General features: G+C 72.5%; 21 protein-coding genes. 8 read left to right on the top strand and 13 right to left on the bottom strand.

Annotated elements, in window-relative coordinates; genetic code table 11:
- Nucleotide 1 precedes the first annotated feature (1 nt).
- The 7 genes from OG245_RS32770 to OG245_RS32740 all read right to left on the bottom strand — a co-directional run bounded on the left by OG245_RS32770 (nucleotide 2) and on the right by OG245_RS32740 (nucleotide 8,636).
- Nucleotides 2–1,006, bottom strand: a complete 1,005-nt coding sequence (locus tag OG245_RS32770) for a sugar phosphate isomerase/epimerase family protein (RefSeq protein ID WP_371626956.1) — start codon at nucleotides 1,004–1,006, stop codon at nucleotides 2–4.
- 18 nt (nucleotides 1,007–1,024) lie between these two features.
- Nucleotides 1,025–2,179, bottom strand: a complete 1,155-nt coding sequence (locus OG245_RS32765) for a Gfo/Idh/MocA family protein (RefSeq protein ID WP_371628050.1) — start codon at nucleotides 2,177–2,179, stop codon at nucleotides 1,025–1,027.
- Between the two features lie 149 nt (nucleotides 2,180–2,328).
- The gene (locus tag OG245_RS32760; protein ID WP_371626955.1) at nucleotides 2,329–3,363 is read right to left on the bottom strand and encodes a substrate-binding domain-containing protein; all 1,035 of its coding nucleotides are present in this window, start codon (nucleotides 3,361–3,363) and stop codon (nucleotides 2,329–2,331) included.
- Nucleotides 3,364–3,452: 89 nt separating this feature from the next.
- Nucleotides 3,453–4,505, bottom strand: coding sequence for an ABC transporter permease (locus OG245_RS32755; RefSeq protein ID WP_371626954.1), 1,053 nt, complete (start codon nucleotides 4,503–4,505; stop codon nucleotides 3,453–3,455).
- A complete protein-coding gene (locus tag OG245_RS32750) occupies nucleotides 4,502–6,022 on the bottom strand; it encodes a sugar ABC transporter ATP-binding protein (RefSeq protein ID WP_371626953.1) in 1,521 nt (506 codons plus the stop codon). Before OG245_RS32750 ends, OG245_RS32755 begins: the two co-directional genes overlap by 4 nt.
- Before the next feature lie 301 nt (nucleotides 6,023–6,323).
- Complete coding sequence (locus tag OG245_RS32745; RefSeq protein ID WP_371626952.1) at nucleotides 6,324–7,505, bottom strand: ROK family protein; 1,182 nt, start codon at nucleotides 7,503–7,505, stop codon at nucleotides 6,324–6,326.
- A 171-nt stretch (nucleotides 7,506–7,676) separates the two neighbouring features.
- Nucleotides 7,677–8,636, bottom strand: a complete 960-nt coding sequence (locus OG245_RS32740; RefSeq protein WP_371626951.1) for a beta-ketoacyl-ACP synthase III — start codon at nucleotides 8,634–8,636, stop codon at nucleotides 7,677–7,679.
- Between the two features lie 251 nt (nucleotides 8,637–8,887).
- Here OG245_RS32740 and fdhD point away from each other — a divergent pair, with 251 nt between their 5' ends.
- Complete coding sequence (gene fdhD / locus OG245_RS32735) at nucleotides 8,888–9,736, top strand: formate dehydrogenase accessory sulfurtransferase FdhD (protein WP_371626950.1); 849 nt, start codon at nucleotides 8,888–8,890, stop codon at nucleotides 9,734–9,736.
- Between the two features lie 57 nt (nucleotides 9,737–9,793).
- Here fdhD and OG245_RS32730 read toward each other — a convergent pair whose 3' ends face one another.
- On the bottom strand, nucleotides 9,794–10,009 hold the full coding sequence (locus OG245_RS32730) for a DNA-binding protein (protein WP_371626949.1): 216 nt from the start codon (nucleotides 10,007–10,009) through the stop codon (nucleotides 9,794–9,796).
- Nucleotides 10,010–10,042: 33 nt separating this feature from the next.
- Nucleotides 10,043–11,092, bottom strand: a complete 1,050-nt coding sequence (locus OG245_RS32725; RefSeq protein WP_371626948.1) for a bile acid:sodium symporter family protein — start codon at nucleotides 11,090–11,092, stop codon at nucleotides 10,043–10,045.
- Between the two features lie 182 nt (nucleotides 11,093–11,274).
- On the opposite strand from OG245_RS32725, the gene OG245_RS32720 reads away from it, so the two are divergent.
- The 4 genes from OG245_RS32720 (at nucleotide 11,275) to OG245_RS32705 (ending at nucleotide 15,925) form a co-directional block, all read left to right on the top strand.
- Entirely contained in the window at nucleotides 11,275–12,168 is an 894-nt protein-coding gene (locus OG245_RS32720; protein ID WP_371626947.1) for a LysR family transcriptional regulator, read from the top strand.
- 366 nt (nucleotides 12,169–12,534) lie between these two features.
- On the top strand, nucleotides 12,535–14,334 hold the full coding sequence (locus OG245_RS32715) for a long-chain fatty acid--CoA ligase (protein WP_371626946.1): 1,800 nt from the start codon (nucleotides 12,535–12,537) through the stop codon (nucleotides 14,332–14,334).
- Nucleotides 14,335–14,493: 159 nt separating this feature from the next.
- A complete protein-coding gene (locus OG245_RS32710) occupies nucleotides 14,494–15,330 on the top strand; it encodes an aldo/keto reductase (protein WP_371626945.1) in 837 nt (278 codons plus the stop codon).
- Between the two features lie 109 nt (nucleotides 15,331–15,439).
- On the top strand, nucleotides 15,440–15,925 hold the full coding sequence (locus OG245_RS32705) for an RICIN domain-containing protein (RefSeq protein ID WP_371626944.1): 486 nt from the start codon (nucleotides 15,440–15,442) through the stop codon (nucleotides 15,923–15,925).
- Nucleotides 15,926–15,972: 47 nt separating this feature from the next.
- Here the strand turns inward: OG245_RS32705 and OG245_RS32700 are convergent, their stop codons facing one another.
- Both OG245_RS32700 and OG245_RS32695 read right to left on the bottom strand, forming a co-directional pair.
- Nucleotides 15,973–16,932: a trans-aconitate 2-methyltransferase gene (locus tag OG245_RS32700; RefSeq protein ID WP_371626943.1), complete on the bottom strand. Its 960-nt coding sequence runs from the start codon at nucleotides 16,930–16,932 to the stop codon at nucleotides 15,973–15,975.
- Complete coding sequence (locus OG245_RS32695; protein ID WP_371626942.1) at nucleotides 16,929–17,939, bottom strand: AraC family transcriptional regulator; 1,011 nt, start codon at nucleotides 17,937–17,939, stop codon at nucleotides 16,929–16,931. Before OG245_RS32695 ends, OG245_RS32700 begins: the two co-directional genes overlap by 4 nt.
- A gap of 164 nt (nucleotides 17,940–18,103) precedes the next feature.
- Between OG245_RS32695 and OG245_RS32690 the strand changes: the two genes are divergently transcribed.
- A complete protein-coding gene (locus tag OG245_RS32690; protein ID WP_371626941.1) occupies nucleotides 18,104–19,066 on the top strand; it encodes an NmrA family transcriptional regulator in 963 nt (320 codons plus the stop codon).
- Between the two features lie 130 nt (nucleotides 19,067–19,196).
- Entirely contained in the window at nucleotides 19,197–20,159 is a 963-nt protein-coding gene (locus OG245_RS32685) for a LysR family transcriptional regulator (RefSeq protein WP_371626940.1), read from the top strand.
- Nucleotides 20,160–20,306: 147 nt separating this feature from the next.
- Here the strand turns inward: OG245_RS32685 and OG245_RS32680 are convergent, their stop codons facing one another.
- Entirely contained in the window at nucleotides 20,307–20,612 is a 306-nt protein-coding gene (locus OG245_RS32680; protein WP_371626939.1) for a 4a-hydroxytetrahydrobiopterin dehydratase, read from the bottom strand.
- A gap of 101 nt (nucleotides 20,613–20,713) precedes the next feature.
- Here OG245_RS32680 and OG245_RS32675 point away from each other — a divergent pair, with 101 nt between their 5' ends.
- Nucleotides 20,714–21,571, top strand: a complete 858-nt coding sequence (locus OG245_RS32675; protein WP_371626938.1) for a helix-turn-helix domain-containing protein — start codon at nucleotides 20,714–20,716, stop codon at nucleotides 21,569–21,571.
- Nucleotides 21,572–21,668: 97 nt separating this feature from the next.
- Here the strand turns inward: OG245_RS32675 and secD are convergent, their stop codons facing one another.
- Nucleotides 21,669–23,996 (bottom strand): protein translocase subunit SecD, encoded by a 2,328-nt coding sequence (gene secD / locus OG245_RS32670; RefSeq protein ID WP_371626937.1) that lies wholly within the window; start codon nucleotides 23,994–23,996, stop codon nucleotides 21,669–21,671.
- Nucleotides 23,997–24,113: the final 117 nt, after the last annotated feature.

Genomic DNA, 24,113 nt, shown 5'->3' with positions numbered 1-24,113 from the left:
GCTACTCGCCGCCGCCGAAGGCCGCGTCGAAGGAGGCCGACGGCGGGTCGAAGTCGAACCTCTTGAGGCTGGCGAGCGCTTCCGGGGCGCCGGTCAGCCGGTCCATGCCGGCGTCCTCCCACTCGACCGAGACCGGGCCCTCGTAGCCGATGGACCGGAGCATCCGGAAGACGTCCTCCCAGGGCACGTCACCGTGACCGGCGGAGACGAAGTCCCAGCCGCGCCGGGGATCGCCCCACGGCAGGTGCGAGCCGAGGCGGCCGTTGCGGCCGTCGAGGCGCTTGCGGGCCTCCTTGCAGTCCACGTGGTAGATCCGGTCGCGGAAGTCGTAGAGGAAGCCCACCGGGTCCAGGTCCTGCCAGACGAAGTGGCTCGGGTCGAAGTTCAGCCCGAACGCGGGCCGGTGGTCCACCGCTTCGAGCGCGCGCTTGGTGGTCCAGTAGTCGTACGCGATCTCGCTCGGGTGCACCTCGTGGGCGAAGCGGACCCCCTCGGCGTCGAAGACGTCCAGGATCGGGTTCCAGCGCTCGGCGAAGTCCTCGTAACCCCGCTCGATCATGTGCGGCGGGACGGGCGGGAACATCGCGACGAGGTGCCAGATCGAGGAGCCGGTGAACCCGATGACCGTGTCCACCCCGAAGGCGGCGGCCGCCCGGGCGGTGTCCGCGATCTCGGCGGCGGCCCGCTGCCGTACGCCTTCGGGCTCGCCGTCGCCCCAGATGCGGCCGGGCAGGATGCCCTGGTGGCGTTCGTCGATCGGGTGGTCGCAGACGCCCTGGCCGACCAGGTGGTTGGAGATCGCGAAGCACTTCAGCCCGTACCTGTCGAGCAGCTGGTGCCTGCTGTCCAGGTATCCGGGGTCGGACAGCGCCTTGTCGACCTCGAAGTGGTCTCCCCAGCAGGCGAGTTCGAGACCGTCGTAGCCGAAGTCCCGGGCGTGCTTGCAGACCTCCTCCAGCGGGAGGTCGGCCCACTGGCCGGTGAACAGGGTGAAGGGGCGGGGCATGGGCGGCTACCTCCTGGGTTACGAGGACGGGACCGGGGTGTGCACGGAGTTCTTGGCGGCGCTCTCCTCCACGGCGGCGAGCACCCGCTGCACCTGGAGCCCGTCCGCGAACGACGGTACGGGTGCGGTGCCGTCGGCGATCGTGTGGACCACGTCGCGGGCCTGGTGGACGAAGGTGTGTTCGTAGCCGAGGCCGTGGCCCGGCGGCCACCAGGCCTCCAGGTAGGGGTGCTCGGGTTCGGTGACGAGGATGCGGCGGAAGCCCGCGGTGGCCGCGGGTTCGGTGTGGTCGTGGAAGGACAGCTCGTTGAGGCGTTCCAGGTCGAAGGCGAGGGAGCCCAGCTCCCCGTTGATCTCCAGGCGCAGGGCGTTCTTGCGCCCGGCGGCCATCCGGGTCGCCTCGAAGGAGGCCAGTGCGCCGGAGGCGAGGCGGCCGGTGAAGATCGCCGCGTCGTCGACGGTCACCTCGCCCCGCTCCACCGTGTCGGCGCTGCCGGAGAGCCCGGCCGACGCCCCGGCGAGCAGGGGCCTCTCGCGTACGAAGGTCTCGGCCACCGCCGACACTCCGGTGAGCAGTTCGCCCGCAAGGTACTGGGCGAGGTCGACGATGTGGGCGCCGAGGTCCCCGAGCGCGCCGGACCCGGCGTGCTCGCGCTTGAGCCGCCAGGTGAGCGGGGAGGCCGGGTCCACCAGCCAGTCCTGGAGGTAGGTGGCCCGCACGTGGCGCAGCCGGCCGAGCCGGCCCTCCGCGATGAGCTGCCGGGCGTAGGAGATCGCGGGCACCTTGCGGTAGTTGAAGCCCACGATCGCCACCTGCCCGCGGGCGGCGGCCGCCTCGGCGGCGCGGACCATCGCCTCCGCCTCGGCGACGGTGTTGGCGAGCGGCTTCTCGCACAGGACGTGCTTGCCCGCCTCCAGGGCGGCGATGGCGATCTCCGCATGGCTGTCGCCGGGGGTGCAGATGTCGATCAGCTGGACGTCGTCCCGGGCGATCAGCGCCCGCCAGTCGGTCTCCGCGGCGGCCCAGCCGTGCCGGGCCGCCGCGGCGTCGACCGCCGCACGGTCGCGCCCGCAGATCGCGGCGAGAGCGGGCCGCAGGGGCAGGTCGAAGACGTGTCCCGCGGTGCGCCAGCCCTGCGAGTGGGCGGCGCCCATGAACGCGTACCCGACCATGCCGACCCCGAGCGTTCCCTGCGCCTCCTGCGGCGACGGTGCCGGGCCGTGCGTTTCCGTCTCTTGACTACGGGCCATGCGGACTTCCTCCTCGTCGATGTGCGGTAACGGGCCGGGGGATGCGCTCCGAGCACCCCCCGGAGTCCCGGTCAGTTGAAGCCCGTCGGCAGGTACTGGTCGATGTTGTCCTTCGTCACGACCGCGGAGTACAGGGTCAGGGAGGTCGGGATCTCCATCTCGGAGAGGCCGCCGACACCCTTGCCCTGGCCCAGCGCCCGGGCCAGGTCGATCGCGGACGCGGCCATCGTCGGCGGGTAGAGGACGGTCGCCTTGATCACCGAGTCGCCGGCCTTGATGGCGTCCATCGCGGACTTGGCTCCGGCGCCGCCGACCATGATGAACTCGTCGCGGCCCGCCTGCTCGATGGCGCGGAGCGCGCCGACGCCCTGGTCGTCGTCGTGGTTCCAGAGGGCGTCGAACTGCTTCTGCGCCTGGAGGAGTTGCGCCATCTTGGCCTGGCCGGACTCGACGGTGAAGTCGGCCGCCTGACGGGCCACCAGCTTGATGTTGGAGTAGTTCTTGAGGGCGTCGGCGAAGCCCTGGCTGCGCTGCTTGGTCAGCTCCAGGTTGTCGATCCCCGCGAGCTCGACGACCTTGGCGTTCGCCTTGTCCTTGAGCTGCTCGCCGATGTAGTGCCCGGCGTTGAGACCCATGCCGTAGTTGTCGCCGCCGACCCAGCAGCGGTACGCCTGCGGGGAGGCGAAGATGCGGTCCAGGTTGACGACGGGGATACCCGCCCTCATGGCCTCCAGGCCGACCTGGGTGAGGGCCTTACCGTCGGCGGGGAGGACGACGAGGACGTCGACCTTCTTGTTGATGAGGGTCTTGACCTGGCCGATCTGGGCGGCCGTGTCGTTGGAGCCCTCGGTGATCTCCAGGGTGACGTCGGAGTACGTCTCCGCCCGGGACTTGGCGTTGACGTTGATCGCGTTGAGCCAGCCGTGGTCGGCCTGCGGTCCGGCGAAGCCGATGGTGACGGCCTTGCCGGGCTTGTCGTCGGCGGGGGCGCTGTTGGCCGCCGACTCGGTCTTCTTGGGCTCGTTGCTGGTACAGGCGGTGAGGAGCGCGCCCGCGGAGACGGCGGCGGTTCCGAACAGCAGCCCTCTGCGGCTGGTTTCTGGCATGACGGTCTGACCCTTCATCCGGTGGGTGCGTACGAGGTGCGGGTGCGGGAGGTGTTCAGGGGCGGGGTGTCCGGGGTGGCCGGGGCCGCTCAGGTCTCCCTGCCGCGCATGGTGCGGCGCTGGACGAGGACGGCGGCGACGATGATGGCGCCCTTGGCGATCTGCTGGACGTCGCTCTGGAGGTTGTTGAGAGCGAAGATGTTGGTGATCGTGGTGAAGATCAGGACGCCGAGGACGGAGCCGACGATGGTGCCCCGGCCGCCGCTGAGCAGGGTCCCGCCGATGATGGCGGCGGCGATGGCGTCGAGCTCGTACAGGTTGCCGTTGGTGTTCTGGCCGGAGCCGGCGAGCACGATGAGCATGAAGGCGGCGATGCCGCAGCACAGTCCGGACAGCAGGTAGAGGTAGAGGCGCTGGCGGCGGACGTCGATCCCGGCGAGGCGGGCGGCCTCCGCGTTGCCGCCGACGGCGACGGTGCGGCGGCCGAAGGTCGTCCGGTTCAGGATCAGCCAGCCGACGACGGTGACCACGGCGAACATGATGACCAGCGGCGGGATGCCCAGGATGTAGGAGTCGGGCAGGCCGAGGTCCAGGACGGAGTCCACGGTGACGATCTGGGTCTTGCCGTCGGTGATCTGGAGGGCGAGACCGCGGGCCGAGGCGAGCATGGCCAGCGTCGCGATGAACGGGACCATGCCGCCGTACGCGATGAGGACGCCGTTCACGAGTCCGGCGGCGAGGCCGACGACGACCGCGGTGAACGCGATGCCCGCGAAGCCGTACTCCTGGGTGGCCAGGGTCGTCGCCCACACCGAGGCGAGGGCGACCATGGCGCCGACGGAGAGGTCGATGCCGCCGCTGATGATGACGAAGGTCATGCCGACGGTGACGACGCCGATGACGGACGCCTGGGTCAGGATCAGCTGGAGGTTCCCGGTGTCCAGGAAGGCGTCCGGTTCGGTGATGCCGCCGACCAGGATCAGGGCGGCGAGGACGCCGAGCAGGGACAGGATCCGGACGTCGAGCCGCAGACCGAGGGCCGGCATGCCGCCGCCCGACTTCCGGGGCGGCGTGTCGGAGGGGCCGGCGAGGGTCCCCTTGTCCGGCCCGTTGTGCTGCGCCGACGGGGCGGGCTGTGTCATGGCGTCGGGCTCCCTTCCATCACGAGGTCGAGTACGCGGTGCTCGTCGAGCTCCTGGGCGGGGGCCGTGTGGACGACCTGGCCCTCGCGGAGCACCAGCACCCGGTCGGCGAGGCCGAGGACTTCGGGCACTTCGCTGGAGACGAGCAGTACGGCGAGGCCTTCGTCGGCCAGCCGGCGGATCACGGCGTAGAGCTCGGCGCGCGCGCCGACGTCGACGCCACGGGTGGGTTCGTCCAGCAGCAGGACCCGGCAGCCGCGCAGCAGCCAGCGGGCGAGGACGGCTTTCTGCTGGTTGCCGCCGGAGAGAGTGCGGACGGCGGCGTCCGGGTTGTCGGGCCGCATCTGGAGCTCACGGGTGGCGCTCCGCGCGGCCTTCCGCTCCCCGCCCCGGTCGATCCAGCCGATCCGGGCGAAGCGGGAGAGGGAGGAGACCGAGACGTTACGGGTGACGGACTCGGTCATCAGCAGGGCCTGCGCCTTGCGTTCCTCGGGCGCGAGGCCGATGCCCGCGGCGACGGCGGCGCGGACGCTGCCGGTGCGGAGCTGCCTTCCGGCGACGGTGACGGTCCCGGTGGACGCCTTGCGGGCCCCGTAGATGGTCTCCAGGATCTCGGAGCGCCCCGAGCCGACGAGTCCGGCGAGGCCGACGATCTCGCCGGGCCGCAGCTCCAGGTCGACGGGCGCGAACTCGCCCTTGCGGGAGAGCCCTTGGACCCGGAGCACGGGTTCGGTGGTGGCGGCCGGCTCCTCGGGGCGCGGCGGGAAGACATAGGCGACGTCCCGGCCGGTCATCATGGCAACGATGTCGCGGGTGGGTGTGTCGGCGGCGGGCAGCCCGACGGCCACGGTCCTGCCGTCCTTGATGACGGTGACCCGGTCGCCGATGCGGCGGATCTCCTCCAGCCGGTGCGAGATGTAGACGACGGCCACCCCGTCGGCGGTGAGGCCGTCGACGATCCGGAAGAGGTTGTCGACCTCGTCGGGGTCGAGGGCGGCGGAGGGCTCGTCCATCACGATGAGCCGGACGTCGTGGGAGAGGGCCCGCGCCATGGAGACGATCTGCTGCTGGGCGGCGGAGAGGTCCCCGACCTGCCGGGCGGGGTCGATCTCCGGGTGTCCGAGGCGGGCCAGGAGCGCCTTCGCGGCGGAACGGCCCTCCCCCGTACGGACGATGAAGCCGGCGCTGGTCGGCTCGTGGCCGAGGAAGACGTTCTCGGCGACCGACAGGCCCTCGACCAGGTCGAGTTCCTGGTAGATGGTCGCGATGCCCAGGCGCATGGCGGCGATCGGCGACTTGAGCTGGACGGTTTCGCCGCGCCAGGTGATCTCGCCGTCGTTGGGCTGGTGGGCTCCGGCGAGCACCTTGATGAGGGTGGACTTGCCCGCGCCGTTCTGGCCGAGGAGGCAGTGGACCTCGCCGGCCTGGACCTCCAGGTCGACGCCGTCCAGGGCGCGGACGCCCGGGAAGAGCTTGGTGATGCCGGACATGGTGAGCAGGGGTGGTTCTGGTGCCATGACGAATCCCCTCGGCGAATGGGGTCTCCCCTGCTCGGGCGGTGCCGAGGGGCCGGGGAGGGCCGGTGAGCGGACAGGGCGCAGGGCTGGAGGTGCCGTGGAGCCGGCGGCACCGCGAACGGCTGCTGAGGAGTACCTGGGAGCGATTACCTGAGGAGCGTGTACCTGAGGAGCGTTTGCCTGAGGAGTGATTGCTTGACGAGTACCTGGCAAGTGCCTGATGAGTGACTGGCTAGTGCCTGACTAGTACCTGGCTCACGCCGGGTACCTGACCAATGCGGTGGTGCGTACGGCCCTGTGGTCAGGCCGGCGAGAAGAGGTGGTCGCTGATGAGCCGGGCCCCGCCGATCACTCCGGCGGTGGGCCCCAACTCGCCCAGCACGATGGGGAGGTTGCCGGTGGCCAGGGGCAGGGACTGCTTGTAGACCTGGGTGCGGACACTGGCGAGGAGGTTGTGACCGAGGCCGGTGACCCCGCCGCCGATCACCACCAGACCGGGATTGAAGAAGCTGACCAGACTGGCGATCACCTGGCCGAGCCGGTTGCCGCCTTCGCGGATCAGGTCGAGCGCGGCGGCGTCACCGGCAGCGGCGGCGGCCGCCACGTCTGCGGCGGTGAGACGCCCCGCCGCCTCCAGCCGGACGGCCAGCTCGGGCGAGCGGCCCTCCCGGGCGGCGCCCTCCGCGTCCCGGGCGAGGGCGGCACCGCTGAAGTGGGCCTCCAGGCAGCCCTTGTTGCCGCAGGCGCAGGCCCGGCCGTCCGGGTCGACCTGGATGTGCCCGATGTCCCCGGCGCTGCCGGTCGTACCGCGGTAGACCTCACCGCCGACGACGATGCCGCAGCCGATGCCGGTGCCGATCTTGACGCAGAGGAAGTCGCCCACGGAGCGGGCCACGCCCGCGTGCTGCTCCCCCATCGCCATGAGGTTCACGTCGTTGTCGACCATGACGGGGCAGCCCAGCTCCTGGCTGAGCGCCTCGCGGACCGGGAAGCCGTCCCAGCCGGGCATGATCGGCGGCGCGACCGGCACGCCCTCGGGGAAGCGGACGGGGCCGGGGACCCCGATGCCCGCGCCGTCGAAGCCCTCGGCGAGCCCGGAGGCCCGGAGTTTCGCGGCCAGCGACAGGACCTGCTCGAAGACGGCGACGGGGCCCTCGCGCACGTCCATCGGGTGGTTGAGGTGTCCCAGGACCTCCAGCTCCGCGTTGGTGACGGCCACATCGATCGAGGTGGCGCCGATGTCGACCCCGAGGAAGCGCAGTTCGGGAGCGAGCCGGATGTTGTGCGAGCGGCGCCCGCCGCGCGATGCGGCGAGTCCGTCGGCCACCACCAGGCCGGTCTCCAGCAGCCGGTCCACCTCGACGGCGAGCTTCGAGCGCGACAGCTCGACCTGATCACCCAGTTGCGCACGGGAGTTGGGGCCCCCGTCGCGCAGCAGCCGGAGCAGCCGCGCCTGATGCGCGTTCGCGGGTCGTGCCGTCATGCGTCTCACGCGTCCCTCCCCGCCACATCGGCCAGTCCGTCGGGCTTTCGAGGGGAACGTAGCAGCGCTTTCCCGGAGTGGGAAGAAGTTGCGCAGGAATCCGCTCCAACTTTCTCCACACTCAGGACAAAGGTGCTCGGCCGGAGGTCGCCCGGGACGCTCGGGAAGCGGTCAGGGGCAGCGGATGACCTGACCCGCGTAGGAGAGGTTTCCGCCGAACCCGAAGAGCAGGACGGGCGCGCCGGAGGCGACCTCGCCGCGCTCGACCAGCTTGGACAGGGCCATCGGGATGGAGGCCGCCGAGGTGTTGCCGGAGTCCACCACGTCCCGGGCGATGACGGCGTTGACCGCGCCGATCTTGCGGGCGACCGGCTCGATGATCCGCAGGTTGGCCTGGTGCAGGACGACGGCGGCCAGGTCCTCCGGGGCGATGCCCGCCTTCTCGCAGACCCGGCGGGCGATCGGGGGGAGCTGAGTGGTGGCCCAGCGGTAGACGGACTGGCCCTCCTGCGCGAAGCGCGGCGGTGTCCCCTCGATCCGGACCGCGTTGCCCATCTCCGGCACGGAGCCCCACAGCACCGGTCCGATGCCGGGTCCCTCCGGGGTGTCGGGGGCCGCCGGGTCGGCCGTGACGACCGCCGCGCCCGCGCCGTCGCCGAGCAGGACGCAGGTGGAGCGGTCGGTCCAGTCCGCGATGTCGGCCATCTTGTCGGCCCCGATGACCAGGGCCCGGGTCGCCGCACCGGCCCGGATCGCATGGTCGGCGGTGGCCAGCGCGTGCGTGAAACCGGAGCACACCACGTTGATGTCCATCACGGCGGGCGAGCCCATGCCCAGGCGTGCCGCGACCCGCGCCGCCATGCTCGGGGACCGGTCGATCGCGGTGGAGGTGGCGACGAGCACCAGATCGATGTCCGCGGGCACCAGCCCTGCCGTGGCCAGCGCCTTGGCTCCCGCGTGCGCGGCCATCTCGTCCACCGGCTCGTCCGGGCCACCCACATGGCGGGTCTTGATACCGACCCGGCTGGTGATCCACTCGTCGCTCGTGTCGACCATGGCCGCCAGATCGTCGTTGGTGAGCACCTTGGCGGGCTGGTAGTGGCCGAGCGCCACGACACGTGAGCCGGTCATACGGGTTCCCATCGTCGGGTAGGGCAGGAAACATCCAGTCTTGGTCGCTACCGCCGGGTACGGGGGCACGTGATCCCACAGGAATCCGGCCCACACGTTGGAGCATTGACAACTGCCTGGTCAGCGTGCAGGGGCCGCGGCTGCGACACGCCGGGGCGGGTGCCGGACAATGGCGGGGTCAGGTTCCGGCTTCCGCCCGCAGGGACGGAAACCATCGGCCATCGCACACGGAGAGATCGGGGTTCACATCCATGGGACGGGCCACCGAACGCCGCCGCACCCTCCGCATCCGGGACGGTGCCGTCTCCTCCCGCGCGGACACCCTGGTGGCGGAGGAACCCCTGGAGATCCGCCTGAACGGCAGGCCGCTGGCCATCACGATGCGTACGCCGGGCGACGATTTCGCGCTGGCCGCGGGCTTCCTCGTCAGCGAGGGGGTGATCGCCGAGGGGGACGAGGTGCAGTCGATCGTCTACTGCGCCGGGGCTACGGCCGACGGTGTGAACAGCTACAACGTGGTGGACGTGAAGCTGGCGCCCGGGGTCCGGGTCCCCGACATCACGCTGGAGCGGAACGTCTACACCACCTCCTCGTGCGGCCTGTGCGGGAAGGCCAGCCTGGACGCGGTACGCACCACGACCCGGCACCCCGTGGCCGACGCTCCCCCGGTGCGGGTCACCCCGGAGCTGCTGTCCGCCCTCCCGGACCGGTTGCGGGCCGCGCAGCGGGTGTTCGACCGGACGGGCGGCCTGCACGGCGCCGCGCTGTTCTCGGAGGAGGGCGAGTTGCTGGACGTCCGCGAGGACGTCGGCCGGCACAACGCGGTCGACAAGCTGGTGGGCCGGGCGCTGACGGACCACCGGCTGCCCCTGTCGCGGGCCGTCCTGCTGGTGTCGGGGCGGGCCTCGTTCGAGCTGGCGCAGAAGGCCGTCATGGCGGGGATCCCGGTGCTCGCGGCGGTCTCCGCGCCCTCGTCGCTGGCCGTGGACCTGGCGGCGGAGAGCGGACTGACGCTGGTCGGCTTCCTGCGCGGCCCGTCGATGAACGTGTACGCCGGTGAGCACCGGATCGCGCTGGAGGCGACGGCCCGCCGGGGCTGAGGCGCGGCGGCGCGGAGGGGTGGAGCCCCGTGCGGGGAGGCCCGGAGCGTACGGGCCTCACTCCCCCGCGAAGGCCAGCCCCTCGGCGGCCAGCGCTTCGCGCAGGACCCTGACCGCCTTCGGGCCGACCCCGTGCAGCGCGAGCACCTCCGCCGCGGTCACGGTCGTGAGCTGGGAGAGGCGGGTGTAGCCCGCCGCCCGCAGGGCGCCGCGGGCGGGATGGCCCGCCCCGTGCGGAAAGTCGTCGGCGGGCGTACCGGGCTCGTCACTCATGGCGCTTCCTCGCTGTCGGCTACCGGCTACCGGCTACCGGCTCACCGTAACCGGCGGGTCCGACAACGCCCCGGAAGCGGAGTCCGCATCCGCCGGGCCCCGGGTCGGCTCGGCGTCGCGGGAGCGGCGTTTGGCGATCACCGCGCAGACCATCAGCTGCATCTGGTGGAAGAGCATCAGCGGCAGCACCGCCAGGCTCGCGTGCGCGCCGAAGATCACGCTCGCCATCGGCAGCCCGGCCGCCAGGCTCTTCTTCGACCCGGCGAACTGGATGGCGATCCGGTCCGCCCGGTCGAACCCGAGCCGCCGTGCCCCGTACCAGCTCAGGGTGAGCATCAGCGCCAGCAGGACCGCCTCGGCGGCGAGCAGCGCGCCGAGCCGGGCCGGGGTGACCTGGTGCCAGACGCCGGCGACCATCCCCTCGCTGAACGCGGTGTAGACGACGAGCAGGATCGACCCCCGGTCGACCAGTCCGAGCACCTTCCTGTGCCGGGTGAGGAGACCGCCGACCCAGCGGCGCAGCAGTTGCCCGGCGAGGAACGGGACGAGCAGTTGGAGCACGATCCTCATCAGGGAGTCCGCCGAGAACCCGCCCCCGGTCGAACCGAGGAGCAGGGCGGCGAGCACCGGGGTCACGAAGATCCCGGCGAGGCTGGAGAAGGACCCGGCGCAGATCGCGGCGGGCACGTTGCCCCGGGCGATCGAGGTGAACGCGATGGACGACTGGATCGTCGAGGGGACCAGGCAGAGGAAGAGGAAGCCTGCCTGGAGCTCGGGCGTCAGCACGTACGGCACCAGCCCGCCGCTCGCCAGTCCCAGCAGCGGGAAGAGGACGAAGGTGCAGGCCAGGACGGTGAGGTGGAGACGCCAGTGCTTGAGCCCGTCGAGCGCCTCGGCCGTGGAGAGCCGCGCCCCGTAGAGGAAGAACAACAGCGAGACCGCTCCCGTCGAGGCCCCGCCCGCCACATCGGCGGCGGTTCCCCGGGCGGGCAGCAGCGCCGCGAGGGCCACGGTCGCGGCCAGCGCCAGGACGTAGGCGTCGACCGGCAGCCAGGACGACGGTCTCGGGATGCGGCGGGTCATGTGCTCGGGGGTCTCTCTCCAGGGGTCGGTCCGCCGCGCCGGGCGGGCGGCTGTGCGTGCCGCTTTCAGCGGGCGGCTCCTGCGCGGGGGCGGTGTCGGCGTCCATCCTGCTCCCGCTCCGCCCCATCGGGAATCACGCATACCGCTCTGACTGTCATCACGCATCCCGATAGCGTGGGCCCATGGACGCTACGTACGACCCCGCCCAGCTGCGTACCTTCCTCGCCGTGGCCCAGACGCTGAGCTTCACCCAGGCCGCGCGCAGGCTCGGGATCCGCCAGTCCACGGTCAGCCAGCACGTGCGTCGGCTGGAGGGCGCGGCCGGGCGGCAGCTGTTCACCCGGGACACCCATCGCGTCGACCTCACCGAGGACGGCGAGGCGATGCTCGGCTTCGCCCGGACGATCCTGTCGGCGCACGAGCGGGCCGCCGCGTTCTTCGCGGGCACCCGGTTGCGCGGCCGGCTGCGGTTCGGAGCCTCCGAGGACTTCGTGCTGACCCGGCTGCCCGAGATCCTGGAGTCCTTCCGCCGCGACCATCCGGAGGTCGAGCTCCAGCTCACCGTGGAGCTGTCCGGGACGCTGCACCGGCAGCTCGCGGCGGGCCGGCTGGATCTGGTGCTGGCCAAGCGGCGGGCCGGCGACACCCACGGCGAGCTGATGTGGCAGGACGCGCTGGACTGGATCGGTGCGCCGCAGCTGCGCGTGGATCCGGAGAGCCCGGTGCCGCTGGTCGTCTTCCCGCCACCGGCCATCACCCGGGCCCGCGCCCTGGAGGTGCTGGAGGAGCACGGGCGGGCCTGGCGGATCGCCTGTACGAGTACGAGCCTGAGCGGTCTGGTCGCGGCGGCGCGGGCCGGCCTGGGCGTGATGGCGCACTCCCGGGGGATGGTTCCGCCGGGGCTGACGCCGGTTCCGGCCAGGGCGGGGCTGCCGGAGCTGGGCGGCGTCGACTTCGTCCTGCTGCACGGGAGCCGCCGGGGCGCGGCCCAGGAGGCGGCCGACGCGCTGGCCTCCGCGATCCTGGCGGGCGGCGACCGGCTGCACCGCGGGACCGGCGGCGGGGAAGGGGCGTAGCCGCTCCACGGACCGGCAGCGGTCACGGTCGCCGAGGTCACGGTGGTCGCCGAGGTCACGGAGGTCAGGACAGTCGGTGGTCACTACGGTCGCGGTGGTGGTCAGGACAGTCGGTGGTCGCCGTGGTCACGGCGGTCGGATTCGGTGGAGATTCCGGCGCGAGCCGCTTACCCCTCCGGCAGAACTGAACCGGCCGGACGCCCGAGCCTTGCCCATCTGGCCGGATTTCGACGGTTGACCTGGGCGGACGACAGGAGGTGCGGCCGGGCCCGGCCCCTCCCGCCGGGCCCCCGCTTGGGGTAGCGTCGCGGCGCTGTGCGGAGCGCCACGAGGAGCATGTCATTGCGCGATTTCACTGTCCCACCCATGCCGGCGGCACCTCAGGTCGGCGGTCTGGCCGATGTGGTCTTCGACTACGCGGAGGACGATCCGCACTACGTCGCGCTCGGCCGCAAGGATGCCGGTGGCCAGTGGCGTGATGTGACCTCCGGGGAGTTCCGCGATCAGGTGCTGGCCCTCGCCAAAGGGCTGATCGCGCACGGGGTGCGGTTCGGTGACCGGGTCGCGCTGATGTCCCGTACGCGCTACGAGTGGACGCTCTTCGACTTCGCGCTCTGGTCCGTCGGGGCCCAGTCGGTGCCGATCTACCCGACCTCCTCCGCCGAGCAGGTCCTGTGGATGCTGCACGACGCCGAGGTGGTGGCGGTGATGGTCGAGCACGAGGACCACGCGATGACCGTCGGCTCGGTGATCGACCGGCTGCCGCGTCTGAAGCGGCTGTGGCAGCTGGACGCCGGAGCGGTGGACGAGCTGTTCGGGGCGGGCGCGGACATCGACGAGGAAGTGGTGCAGCGGCACCGGCGCGCGGTGACGCCCGACTCCGTCGCGACCGTCATCTACACCTCGGGGACGACGGGCCGCCCCAAGGGGTGCGTGATCACCCACGCGAGCTTCATGTTCGAGAGCGACACGATGGTCACGCGCTGGGAGCCGGTGTTCCACTCCAAGCCCGGCGACGAGGCGGCCACCCTGCTCTTCCTGCCGCTGGCCCATGTCTTCGGGCGGATGGTCGAGATCGCCGCGGTCCGCGGCCGGGTCCGGCTCGGGCATCAGCCGGAGCTGTCCGCGAACGCGCTGATGCCGGACCTGGTGACGTTCCGGCCGACGTTCATCCTGGCGGTGCCCTACATCTTCGAGAAGGTGTTCAACGGGGCCCGGCGCAAGGCGGAGGCCGAGGGCCGGGCCGGGCCGTTCGACAAGGCCGTCGACATCGCGGTGAAGTACGCCGAGGCCCTGGAGCAGAAGGCGTTCGGGAAGGGTCCGGGTCCTTCGGCCGGGCTGCGGATGCAGCACCAGTTCTTCGACAAGGTCGTCTACAGGAAGGTCCGCGACGCGATGGGCGGCCGGGTGCGGCACGCGATGTCGGGCGGCTCGGGCATGGACCGCCGGCTCGGGCTGTTCTTCGCGGGAGCCGGGGTGGCGGTCTTCGAGGGGTACGGGCTGACCGAGTCGACCGCGGCGGCGACGGCGAACCCTCCCGAGCGCACCCGCTACGGGACGGTCGGACAGCCGATTCCGGGGACGTCGGTGCACATCGCGGACGACGGCGAGGTGTGGGTGCACGGGCCGAACGTGTTCTCCGGCTACCTGGGCAACCCGGTGGCCACCCGGACGGTGCTGCAGGACGGCTGGCTCGCCACCGGGGACCTCGGTGCGCTGGACGAGGACGGCTATCTGACGATCACCGGGCGGAAGAAGGAGATCCTGGTGACGTCCGGCGGCAAGAGCGTCTCCCCGGCCGGTCTGGAGGAACGCGTACGGGCGCATCCGCTGGTCGCGCAGTGCATCGTCGTCGGCAACGACCGCCCGTACATCGCGGCGCTCGTCACCGTCGACCAGGAGTCCGTGGAGCACTGGCTGTCGATGCAGGGCCGCACTCCGCTCGGCCCGGCCGACCTGGTGCGGGACCCGGACCTGGAGATGGAGGTCCGCCGGGCGGTGGTGGCCGCCAACACGGCGGTGTCCCAGGCCGAGTCGATCCGTACGTTCCGCATCCTGGCCCATCCGTTCACCGAGGAGACGGGGCTGCTGACGCCCTCGCTGAAGCTGAAGCGCAAGGCGATCGAGACGGCGTACGCGGTCGAGGTCGACGCGCTGTACCACTGACCCGGCGGTGCGGGACCGCCGACCCGGCGGCGACCCGGCGGCGCGATTCCACGGACTCGGCGGCGCGATCGAGGCTGCTGGACGTGGGTGGGAATGCTGGGACCCGCCCGGTCGTTGTCGTGGGGAGTCACCCACCGACGACGTTAGGATCGACCGCTCGTGAGCAAGGTCCCCTCCATCACCCTCAACAACGGCCTCGACATGCCGCAGCTCGGTTTCGGTGTCTGGCAGGTGCCGGACGACGAGGCGGAGAAGGCGGTCGCCACGGCCATCGAGACCGGGTACCGGAGCATCGACACCGCCGCGATCTACGAGAACGAGACGGGCACCGGCAAGGCCATCGCCGCCTCCGGCGTCGCCCGCGACGAGCTCTTCGTCACCACGAAGCTGTGGAACAGCGAGCAGGGCCACGACAGCACCCTGCGCGCCTTCGACGCCTCGCTGGACAAGCTCGGCCTGGACTACGTCGACCTGTACCTGATCCACTGGCCGGTCCCGGCGAAGGACGCGTACACGGACACGTACAAGGCGTTCGAGGAGATCCTCGCCGAGGGCCGCGCGAAGGCCATCGGCGTGTCGAACTTCCATCCCGAGCACCTGAAGCGGCTGCTCGCCGAGACCTCCGTGGTCCCGGCCGTCAACCAGATCGAGCTGCACCCGCAGCTCCAGCAGGCCGGGCTCCGCGCCTTCCACGCCGACCACGGCATCGCCACCGAGGCGTGGTCGCCGCTCGGCCAGGGCAAGGGCCTGCTGGAGGTGCCGACGGTCGTCGCCATCGCCCAGAAGCACGGCCGGACGCCCGCCCAGGCGGTGCTGCGCTGGCATCTGCAGACCGGCAACATCGTGATCCCGAAGTCCGTGACCCCGTCGCGGATCAAGGAGAACCTCGACGTGTTCGGCTTCGAGCTGGACGACGACGACCTCGCCGCCTTCGCGGCCCTGGACGAGGGCAAGCGGCTCGGCCCCGACCCGGCGGAGTTCAACGCCGGCGCCTGAGCGTCCGGCCGACGGCGCCCCCACCGACATCACGGTGGGGGCGCCGTCGTCAGCCGGTGCGCCGGCGGCAGTACGGCAGTACCCACGTCGAACCGGGGAGACAGGAAACATGAGCGGCGAACTCGCGCCCGTCGTCGAGGCGGGTCCGTACCGCCTGCGCAACGTCGGCAGCAAGCTGGTGCTGGAGGTGTACGGCGCCGCCAAGGGCAGTGGGGCCCGGGTCCAGCAGGGCGAGGACGACGGGACGGCCGCGCAGGTGTGGCGGCTGGCCCCGGTGCACGAGGGCGCGGCCCTCTTCCACCTGGTCAACGAGCACAGCGGGAAGCGGCTGGACGTGGCAGGAGCCGACACGCAGAACGGCACCCGGATCCAGCAGTGGAAGGCCAACAACTTCGGCGCCCAGGAGTGGCTGATCGAGCAGCACCCGGAGGCGCCCGGGACGGTGACGCTGGTGAGTTTCATCAGCGGTCTCGTCATGGAGGTCGCCGACCGGTCCACCGGGGCCGGGGGCACGGTTCAGCAGTGGGAGGACACCGACTCGCCCTTCCAGTGGTGGCAGTTGGAGCCGGTGACGCGGTCGGAGCCGGTGGCGTAGGGCGGGTCAGGGCAGGGCAGCGGGAGCCCGGGACGGCGTCGCCGGTATCAGCCGCGGCGGCCCAGATGCACCGTGCGCGCCGTGAGCAGGTGGACGTCGGGGCGGTGGTGGAGGCCCTCGGGATCCTCGGGGTCCAGCAGCCGGTCCAGTACGGCGCTGTCCTCGGCCGTCAGCAGCCCGCCGAGCACCTCCCGCTCGCGGGTGATGCTCGCGACGACATGGTCGCGGGCGGGGCGGGAGAGCGGGGCGGGCAGGTCCAGGAGGAAGCTCCGGGTGCCCTGCGGGACGAGGCCGACCGCGGTGAAGAGCGCACTCCAGTCCTCCGTCTCCCGCTTCGCGCCCGGGAGTTCGGACCGCATGTGCTCGAAGCGGGTCGCGGCGGCAGCGCCCATCCGTGCCTCCAGGCCGGGCTGCCCGATGCCGATGTCGCGGGGCAGCCGGCGGGTGGGTAGCCCGCCCTCCACCAGCGCGACCGTGCCACCGGGCCGCAGGAGCCCGGCGAAACCGGCCAGAGCGGCGCGCTGGTCGCCCAGATGGTGCAGGGAGTTGCCCGCCCAGATCAGATCGGCCTCCCCCAAGCGGCCGAAGTCTCCTGGCAGTTCCGCCTCCAGCGTCTGGAAGCGGTCGATCACGCCGAGGCGTCGCGCACGGTTCTTCGCGCGGTCCAGGAGGGCGGGTGTGGCGTCCACCGCCACCACATCGGCCTCCGGGAAGACCTCGGCCAGCAGGCAGGAGACGACGCCGGGGCCGCTGCCGATGTCCAGGACCCGGCGGACGGCCGGCGCGGTGGGCAGGGCGGCGATCCAGCGGGCCGCCTCCTCGTACTGCGCGCCGCCCAGTTCGGCCTCCTGCTCCAGCAGGGGCCCGAGGACGTCCCAGTCGATCTCCGTCGCAGGATCGCCGACCGATCCGTGCGCATGGGCATGAGCGTGGGCAGGGGCGTGGGCGTGTACGGGCGTGGCGGGTGCGTGCGCGTCGTGGTGGCCGTGACCGGCGTGGCTGCTCATGGGATCAGCCTCTCCGAAGGACGGCCGCCCGGCAATCTTCTTTGCCGTTCCGGCAAATCGAGCCGGTCCCCCGGCGGACCGCCGCGGTACTCCTGCGGGCTGACGCCCCTGACCCTCTTGAACGCCGCGCTGAAGGCGAAGGGGGTGCTGTAGCCGACCTTCCGGGCCACGGCCTCCACCGTGGCGTCGCTCTCGCGCAGCAGGTCGGCCGCGAGAGCGAGCCGCCGACCGGTCAGGTACGCCATCGGCGGCTCCCCGACCAGCTCGGTGAACCGCCGGGCGAGACCGGCCCGGGACACCCCGGCCCGGGAGGCCAGCGAGGCGACGGTCCAGGGGTAGCCCGGGTCGTGCTGCAGCAGCCGCAGCGCCGCGCCCACGACCGGGTCGCCCATCGCGCGGTACCAGGCGGGAGCGTCGGCCCCGGGCCGGGCGAACCAGGCGCGGAGCACGGCGATGAGCAGCAGGTCCAGCAGACGGTCCAGGACCACGCGCTGGCCCGGTTCCTCCTGGGAGATCTCCGCGTCGAGCAGGTCCAGCAGCGGCCGGGTACGCGCGTCGGCCGGGACCGTGAGCAGCGGGGGCACGGCGTCCAGCAGACGGCGGCTGATCTCGCCGTCCAGCAGATAGGTGCCGACGAGGACCGACGTGGCGCCGTCGGCCGCGTTTCCCCAGGTCCGTACGGACAGCACCATGTCCTGGGAGAGCGGCCGGCCGTGCAGCGTGGTGCAGACGCCGCCGGGGCCGATGAGCGCGTGGGGCGTCGTCCCGGGCGCGTCGGCGACGGTGTACGGATCGGGGCCGCGGAGCACCGCGATGTCCCCGGGGCCGAGGCGGGCCGGTTCGCCTCCGCCGGACGGGACGATGGAGGCCGTGCCGCGCCGGACCGACATGAGGCAGATCGGGGCCCGGTCCTCGACCCGTACCGCCCAGGGCGGCTCCATCACCATGCGGAGCAGGAACGCACCCCGGGCGCGCGGTCCGTCCAGGAGTCCGGCGAGAGGGTCCATGGCCGCAGCCTAGACGCGTTGCCGCGTGGGCGCGTTGCCGCGTGGGCGCGGGCACAGCTTCGTGGACGCGCTGCTTCGTGGACGCGCCGCCTCGTGGACGGAGAAGTAGGCGCCTGAGTCTTTGGAGCATGTCCGGTCGGTCGCGGGCCCGGGAGTCTGGAGCCATGACGGAGAACGCGTTCGCACGACGAGACGACGGCAACGGCACGAGCGACGACGAGAGCGGTGGACGGGGCGTGGGACAGGTGGCGGAGCGGGGAGCGGGAGCGGGAGCGGCGGAGGGAACGGTTGCGGGAACGGCGGCGGGGACGGTTCTGGTGACGAGCGGCACGGGGAAGACGGGCCGTCGGGTGGTGGAGCGGCTGACCGCCCTCGGGGTGCCGGTCCGCTCGGGTTCACGCACGGGCGAAGTGCCGTTCGACTGGCAGGACGCGTCGGGTTGGGCGGCGGCACTGCGCGGCGTCCGGGCCGCCTATGTGGCGTACTACCCGGACCTGGCGGTGCCCGGGGCCGTGGAGGCCATGGCCGCCTTCGGGCGGACCGCCGCGGCGTGCGGGGTGCGCCGGGTGGTGCTGCTGTCGGGTCGCGGCGAACCGCAGGCGGCCCTCGCCGAGGAGGCGCTGCGCGGGGCCGCCGGGACTGCGGAGGTCACGGTCGTCCGCTCGGCGTTCTTCGCCCAGAACTTCAGCGAGGGGCCGCTGGTGGACGGCGTGCTCGGCGGCGAGGTGGTGTTCCCCGCGGGCACGTCGGCGGAACCGTTCCTGGACCTCGACGACCTGGCCGACGTGGTGGTGGCCGCGCTGACCGGGGACGGGCACGCGGGGGCGGTGTACGAGCTGACGGGCCCCCGGAGCCTGACGTTCGCGGAGGCGGCCGAGGAGCTGGGCCGGGCGACGGGCCGGCCGGTGCGGTACGTGCCGGTGACGGGAACCGCGTACGCGTCGCTGCTGGAGGAGTTCGGGGTGTTCGGTCCGGAGGCGGAATTCCTGGCCGGGCTGTTCGCGACGCTGCTGGACGGCCACAACACGGCGACGACGGACGACGTGGAGCGGGTCCTGGGCCGGGAGCCGAAGGCCTTCTCCGTCTTCGTCCGCGAGGCCGCCGGGGACGGCGCCTGGCACGGCTGAACCGGAAGGTCCCGCCCCGCCCCCGGCGGACCGCAGGGGGACGACCGGGCCCACGGCACGTGTACACCGACCGAACGGTAGGCGGAGCGCACATATTGCCGGGGTACTCCCGGGCCCATAACTTGCCCTTATGGAGCTTGAGTTGCGCCATCTGCGAACGGTCCGTGCCATTGCCGACACGGGCAGCCTCACCAAGGCCGCCGCCACGCTGGGGCTTGCCCAGCCTGCGCTCAGCGCTCAACTGCGGCGGATCGAGAAGGCCCTGGGCGGCACTCTCTTCGACCGCGACCACACCGGAGCGCGTGCCACCCCGCTCGGCGAACTGGTGCTGGAGCGGGCGCGGGTGGTGCTGCCCGCGGTCAGTGAACTCCAGGCGGAGGCGGTGCGGTTCGCCAACGCCACGGGGTCGCTGGACCGGTTCCGGCTGGGCGGCACGCACGGTCCGCTGCTCGGCGGTCTGGTGGACCGGATGGCCGCCGCACACCCGTCGGCACCGGTGTCGACGTACACCTCGTGGTCGGTGGCGGAGATCGCCTCGTTGATCATCGACGGCAGGCTGGACTTCGCGCTGATCGGGACGTGCGGCGAGAGTCCGCCGCCGCTGGCGGACCGGCTGGTCTGGGAGGTCGTCGGGGTGGACCCGGTCTTCGTGATGCTGCCGGAGGGCCACGCCCTGGCCGGTGAGGCGGAGCTGGACCTGGCGGCGCTGGCGGACGAGTGCTGGGCGGACGTGCCCGGCGACGGCTGCTTCGCCGACTGCTTCACCGCGGCCTGCGCGCGGTCGGGCTTCACCCCGGTGTCGGTGTACGAGACGGACACCTCCTCCGTCGTCCATCTGGTGCAGGTGGGGCGGGCGATAGGGCTGTGCCGGGCGACGTTCCCGCCGGCGCCCGGCCTGGTGACCAGACCGCTGGCCGGCGCGCCGCTCAGCTGGCGTCACCTGTTGGGCTGGCACCCCCATTCCTCCGCGGCGGACGCCGTGGCGGGGACGGTGGCCGGAGCGACCCGCGCGGCCTACGCGGAGGCGGTGTCGCGCAGCCCGAGCTACGCGCAGTGGCTCGGCGCGCACCCCCGGTTCGGCACGGTGGCCTGAGCCCGGGGCGGGTCCGGGCCGGGCTCGGGCCGGACGGTCCGCATCCGGGCCGGGGAGCCGGGCGGTCCGCATCCGGGCCGCGGGACGGCCGCCCGCCGTGGCAGGCACGGCTCGGACCGGTGGGCTGTCGGCCGCGGCTCCGCCGGACTATTCGGCTCCGTGGGCCGGGGCCGCGGAAGCCACCCGGGCGGCGAGCGCGAGGTCCTTCTCGGTGACCGCGCCTCCCGCGTCGTGCGTGTGGACGGAGAGGGCCACCGTGTTGTATCCGAGCGTCAGGTCGGAGTGGTGGTTCAACTCGTCCTGGATCCGCGCGATGTGGACCGTCAGCGCGGCGGCGGCGAAGTGGGAGGGCAGCCGGAAGGTCCGGGTGATCCGGCCACCCTCCAGCGCCCAGCCGGGCAGGCTCTCCAGCCGGCGGTCGGTCTCGGTCGGCGACAGCGGTTCTGCGCTCATGGAACGGCTCCCGTGGGTCTCGGTGGATCGGCGCATGCGTCACAGCGGGCCGGGGGCGGCCCGTACCGGCCCCGGCCCGCCGGTGACGTTACGGTCTTGGCATGACGACTGTCTTGCCCGACACGGGAGTAGGGCCGCTGCTGCGGGACTGGCGGGAACAGCGGCGCATCAGCCAGTTGGAGCTGGCCCTGCGCGCCGACTCCTCGGCCCGCCACATCTCGTTCATCGAGACGGGCCGCTCCCGGCCCAGCGAGGACATGATCCTGCGCCTTGCCGAACAGCTGGACGTCCCGGTCCGCGAACGCAACGCCCTCCTCGTGGTCGCCGGTTACGCGCCCCGCTACGCGCAGACGCCGCTCGACGACCCCGCGATGGCCTCCCTCCGCGAGGGCCTCGACCGGCTGCTCGCGGCGTACGAGCCGTATCCGGCGCTCGTGGTGGACGGCACCTACGGGGTGGTGGCGGCCAATCGGGGGATCGCCCTGCTGCTGGAGGGGGTGCCGGAGAAGCTGCTGGCCCCGCCGGTGAACGCCATGCGGCTGACCCTCCACCCCGAGGGGCTCGCCCCGCGCATCGTGAACCTCCCGGAGTGGCGGGCGGACCTGCTGGCCCAGATGGACCGTCAGATCGCCCTCGTACGCTCGCCGGAGCTGCGGGCGCTGTACGACGAGGTGGCCGCCTACCCGGTCCCCGCACGGGCGGCCGACGCCGACCGCGCCGACGGGGCGGGCGGTACCGTGCGGCGGAGCGACGGGGCAGGCGGGAGGGGGCGGGAGCGGTCCGCCGCGTTCGCGCTGCCGATGCTGCTCGAACACGGCGGCCGGGTCCTGTCGTTCGTGTCGTCGATCGCGACGTTCAACACGCCGATGGACGTGACGGTGGCCGAGCTGGCCATCGAGACGTTCCTCCCCGCGGACCGGGAGACGGCCGCCTATCTGCACGCCCACGTCCCGTCCTGACCCCCGGCCCCTGCCCCCCGGCGCCACGTCCGGTCCCGCCCCCGGTGCCACGACCCGCCGGGGGCGGCCGGTCGTGGCGCCGGAGCGCGGGACCACCTCAGACGCGCGCCCCGTTGTCGAGCGGGTCGCGCCGGGCCGCACCCGGGCGCCCGCTCGCCGGGCCCTTCCCCTTCCGCTTCCCGGGGACGGGCGGCGGGGTCTTGGCGTTCCGCTCCAGGAGGATGGCCCCGGGTACGGCGGTGAACACCGAGGACCAGGTGCCGACGCAGATGCCGATGAGCAGGGCGAGCGCGAAGTCGGCGAGCGAGTCGCCGCCCAGCACGGCGAGGGCGGCCAGGATGAACAGGGCCCCCATCCCGGTGTTCACCGTGCGGGGAACGGTCTGGAGGACCGCCCGGCGGGCGATGGTGTCCAGCGGCGTCCGCCGGTTCGCCCCCCACAGCTCCCGTACCCGGTCGAAGACGACCACCGAGTCGTTGACCGAGTAGCCGATGACGGTGAGCAGGGCGGCCAGGAAGATGCCGTCCACCGGCCGCCCCAGCCAGGCGAAGGCCCCCACCACGAGGATCACGTCGTGCACCATGGCTCCGACGGAGGCCACGGCGAACGTCCAGCGGAACCGGACCGCCAGGTAGGCCAGCTGCACCGCCACCGCGACCGCCAGGGCGATCAGGGCGTTGCGCCGCAGTTCGTCGCCGAGACTCGGGCCGATCAGCTCGTCCCGTACCTTCGACGTCTCGCCGCCCTCCTCGGCGAGGGCGGTCCGCATGGCGTGTTCGCCGTCGTTGTCGAGCTTCCCGGTGCGGACGGACAGATCGCCGTCCCCGGCCGTGGTGACCTCGGCGTCGCCGAACCCCGCGGCGGCGAGCGTGTCCCGGGCGGTTTCGACGTCGACCGGGCGGCTGGTGGAGTACTCCACCAGGCGGCCCCCGGTGAACTCGACGCCCAGGTCGATCCCGCGCACCACGATCCCGGCCAGAGCGACGGCGACCAGGGCCACGGAGACGACGAGCCAGCGGACCGGCTTGCGGAAGAGCTGCGGGTCCTTGCGGACCAGCCAGGTCCGTACGGCGCCGGGGCGCGCGATGCCGTTGACGTTCCGGTAGTCGCTGACGAAGCGGGAGTTCGCGGCGATCTCGGTGAGGGCGCGGGCGATGACCAGCGCGGAGAACATCGAAGCGACGACCCCGATGGCGAGGGTGACCCCGAAGCCCTTGACCGGTCCCGAGCCCAGGAAGAAGAGCAGTCCGGCCGCGATCAGCGTGGTCGCGTTGGAGTCGGCGACCGCGCTCCACGCCTTCGTGAATCCGGTGGTCAGGGCGGAGCGCAGGGAGCGTTTCGGCCGGTCCGCGCACTCCTCCCTGGCCCGTTCGAAGACCAGGACGTTCGCGTCGACCGCCATCCCGATCGCGAGGACGAAACCGGCGAGCCCGGGAAGCGTCAGCGTGACGCCGAGGGCGACGAGCGCGGCGTAGGAGATCACCCCGTACGCGCCCAGCGCCACGGCGGCCAGCGCGCCGAAGAGGCGGTAGACGAGGGTGATGAAGAGTGCGGTGGCGGCTGCGCCGATGAGGGCCGCCCGGGCGCTCGCGTCGATGGCCGCAGCACCGAGCGTCGGGCCGACGGTCCGCTGCTCGACGATCTCGACGGGCACGGGCAGGGCCCCGCCCTTGATGAGCAGCGCCAGGTCGCGCGCCTCGTCCGCGCTGAACGAGCCGGTGATCTGGGTGGCCCCGGACGGCAGTCCGGCCCGGCAGCCGACCGAGGGGTCGACCTGTGGCGAGGAGATGACCTTCTCGTCGAGGACGATGGCGACCCTGCGACGGTCGTCACCGGCGGGATGACAGGCCGCCTCGCCGGTCAGCTTCTTCCAGTCCTGACCGGCGTCCTTGCGGAATTCGAGCGAGACGCTCCAGCCCGCTCCCCCCTGCGCGTCGAAGCCCGCGGTGGCGTCCTCGACGCCCGCGCCGGAGAGCCGGGAGGGACCGAGGGCGAGGTTACGGCCCTGCTCGTCGGGAAGGGCCAGCCGGTCGGGGTCGGAGCCCGAGGACTTCTCGTCCGGCTCCTCGGCCGCCGGGCCCTCGACCGCGTGGAAGGTGAGCTGGGCCGTCCGGCCGATCACTTCGGCGGCCTGGCGCGGGTCCTGGACGTCGGGCAGTTCGACGATGATCCGGTCCTCGCCGGACCGGGTCAGGGTCGGCTCGGAGACGCCCAGCGAGTCGATGCGCTGTCGCAGCACCTCCAGGGTGCGGTCGGTGGTCTCCCGGTCCGCCTCGACGGTGGCGGTGTCCCGGGCCTGGAGCACGATACGGGTGCCGCCCTGGAGATCGAGGCCGAGTCTGGGCGACATGGTCAGGCTGATGTAGACGGAGACGAGCAGGACGGCGACAGCCAGAACCGCTCGCACCGCGGTGGCGCGAGTCATGGGAATCCTCCGGTGGGGCGTCGAGCGCCCTCACCTCAGTGAGGACGCGGCGCCGGTTCGGCAGAACAGGACGGATGACCGGTCGTGGGACCGGTGGTCCTGCCCGGAGGCCCCCGT

It is taken from the genome of Streptomyces sp. NBC_01116 (genome assembly GCF_041435495.1).
In the GTDB taxonomy this organism is placed as follows: domain Bacteria; phylum Actinomycetota; class Actinomycetes; order Streptomycetales; family Streptomycetaceae; genus Streptomyces.
Note: the sequence above shows the minus strand (reverse complement) of the source record. Positions and strands in the feature narration are given on the sequence as shown.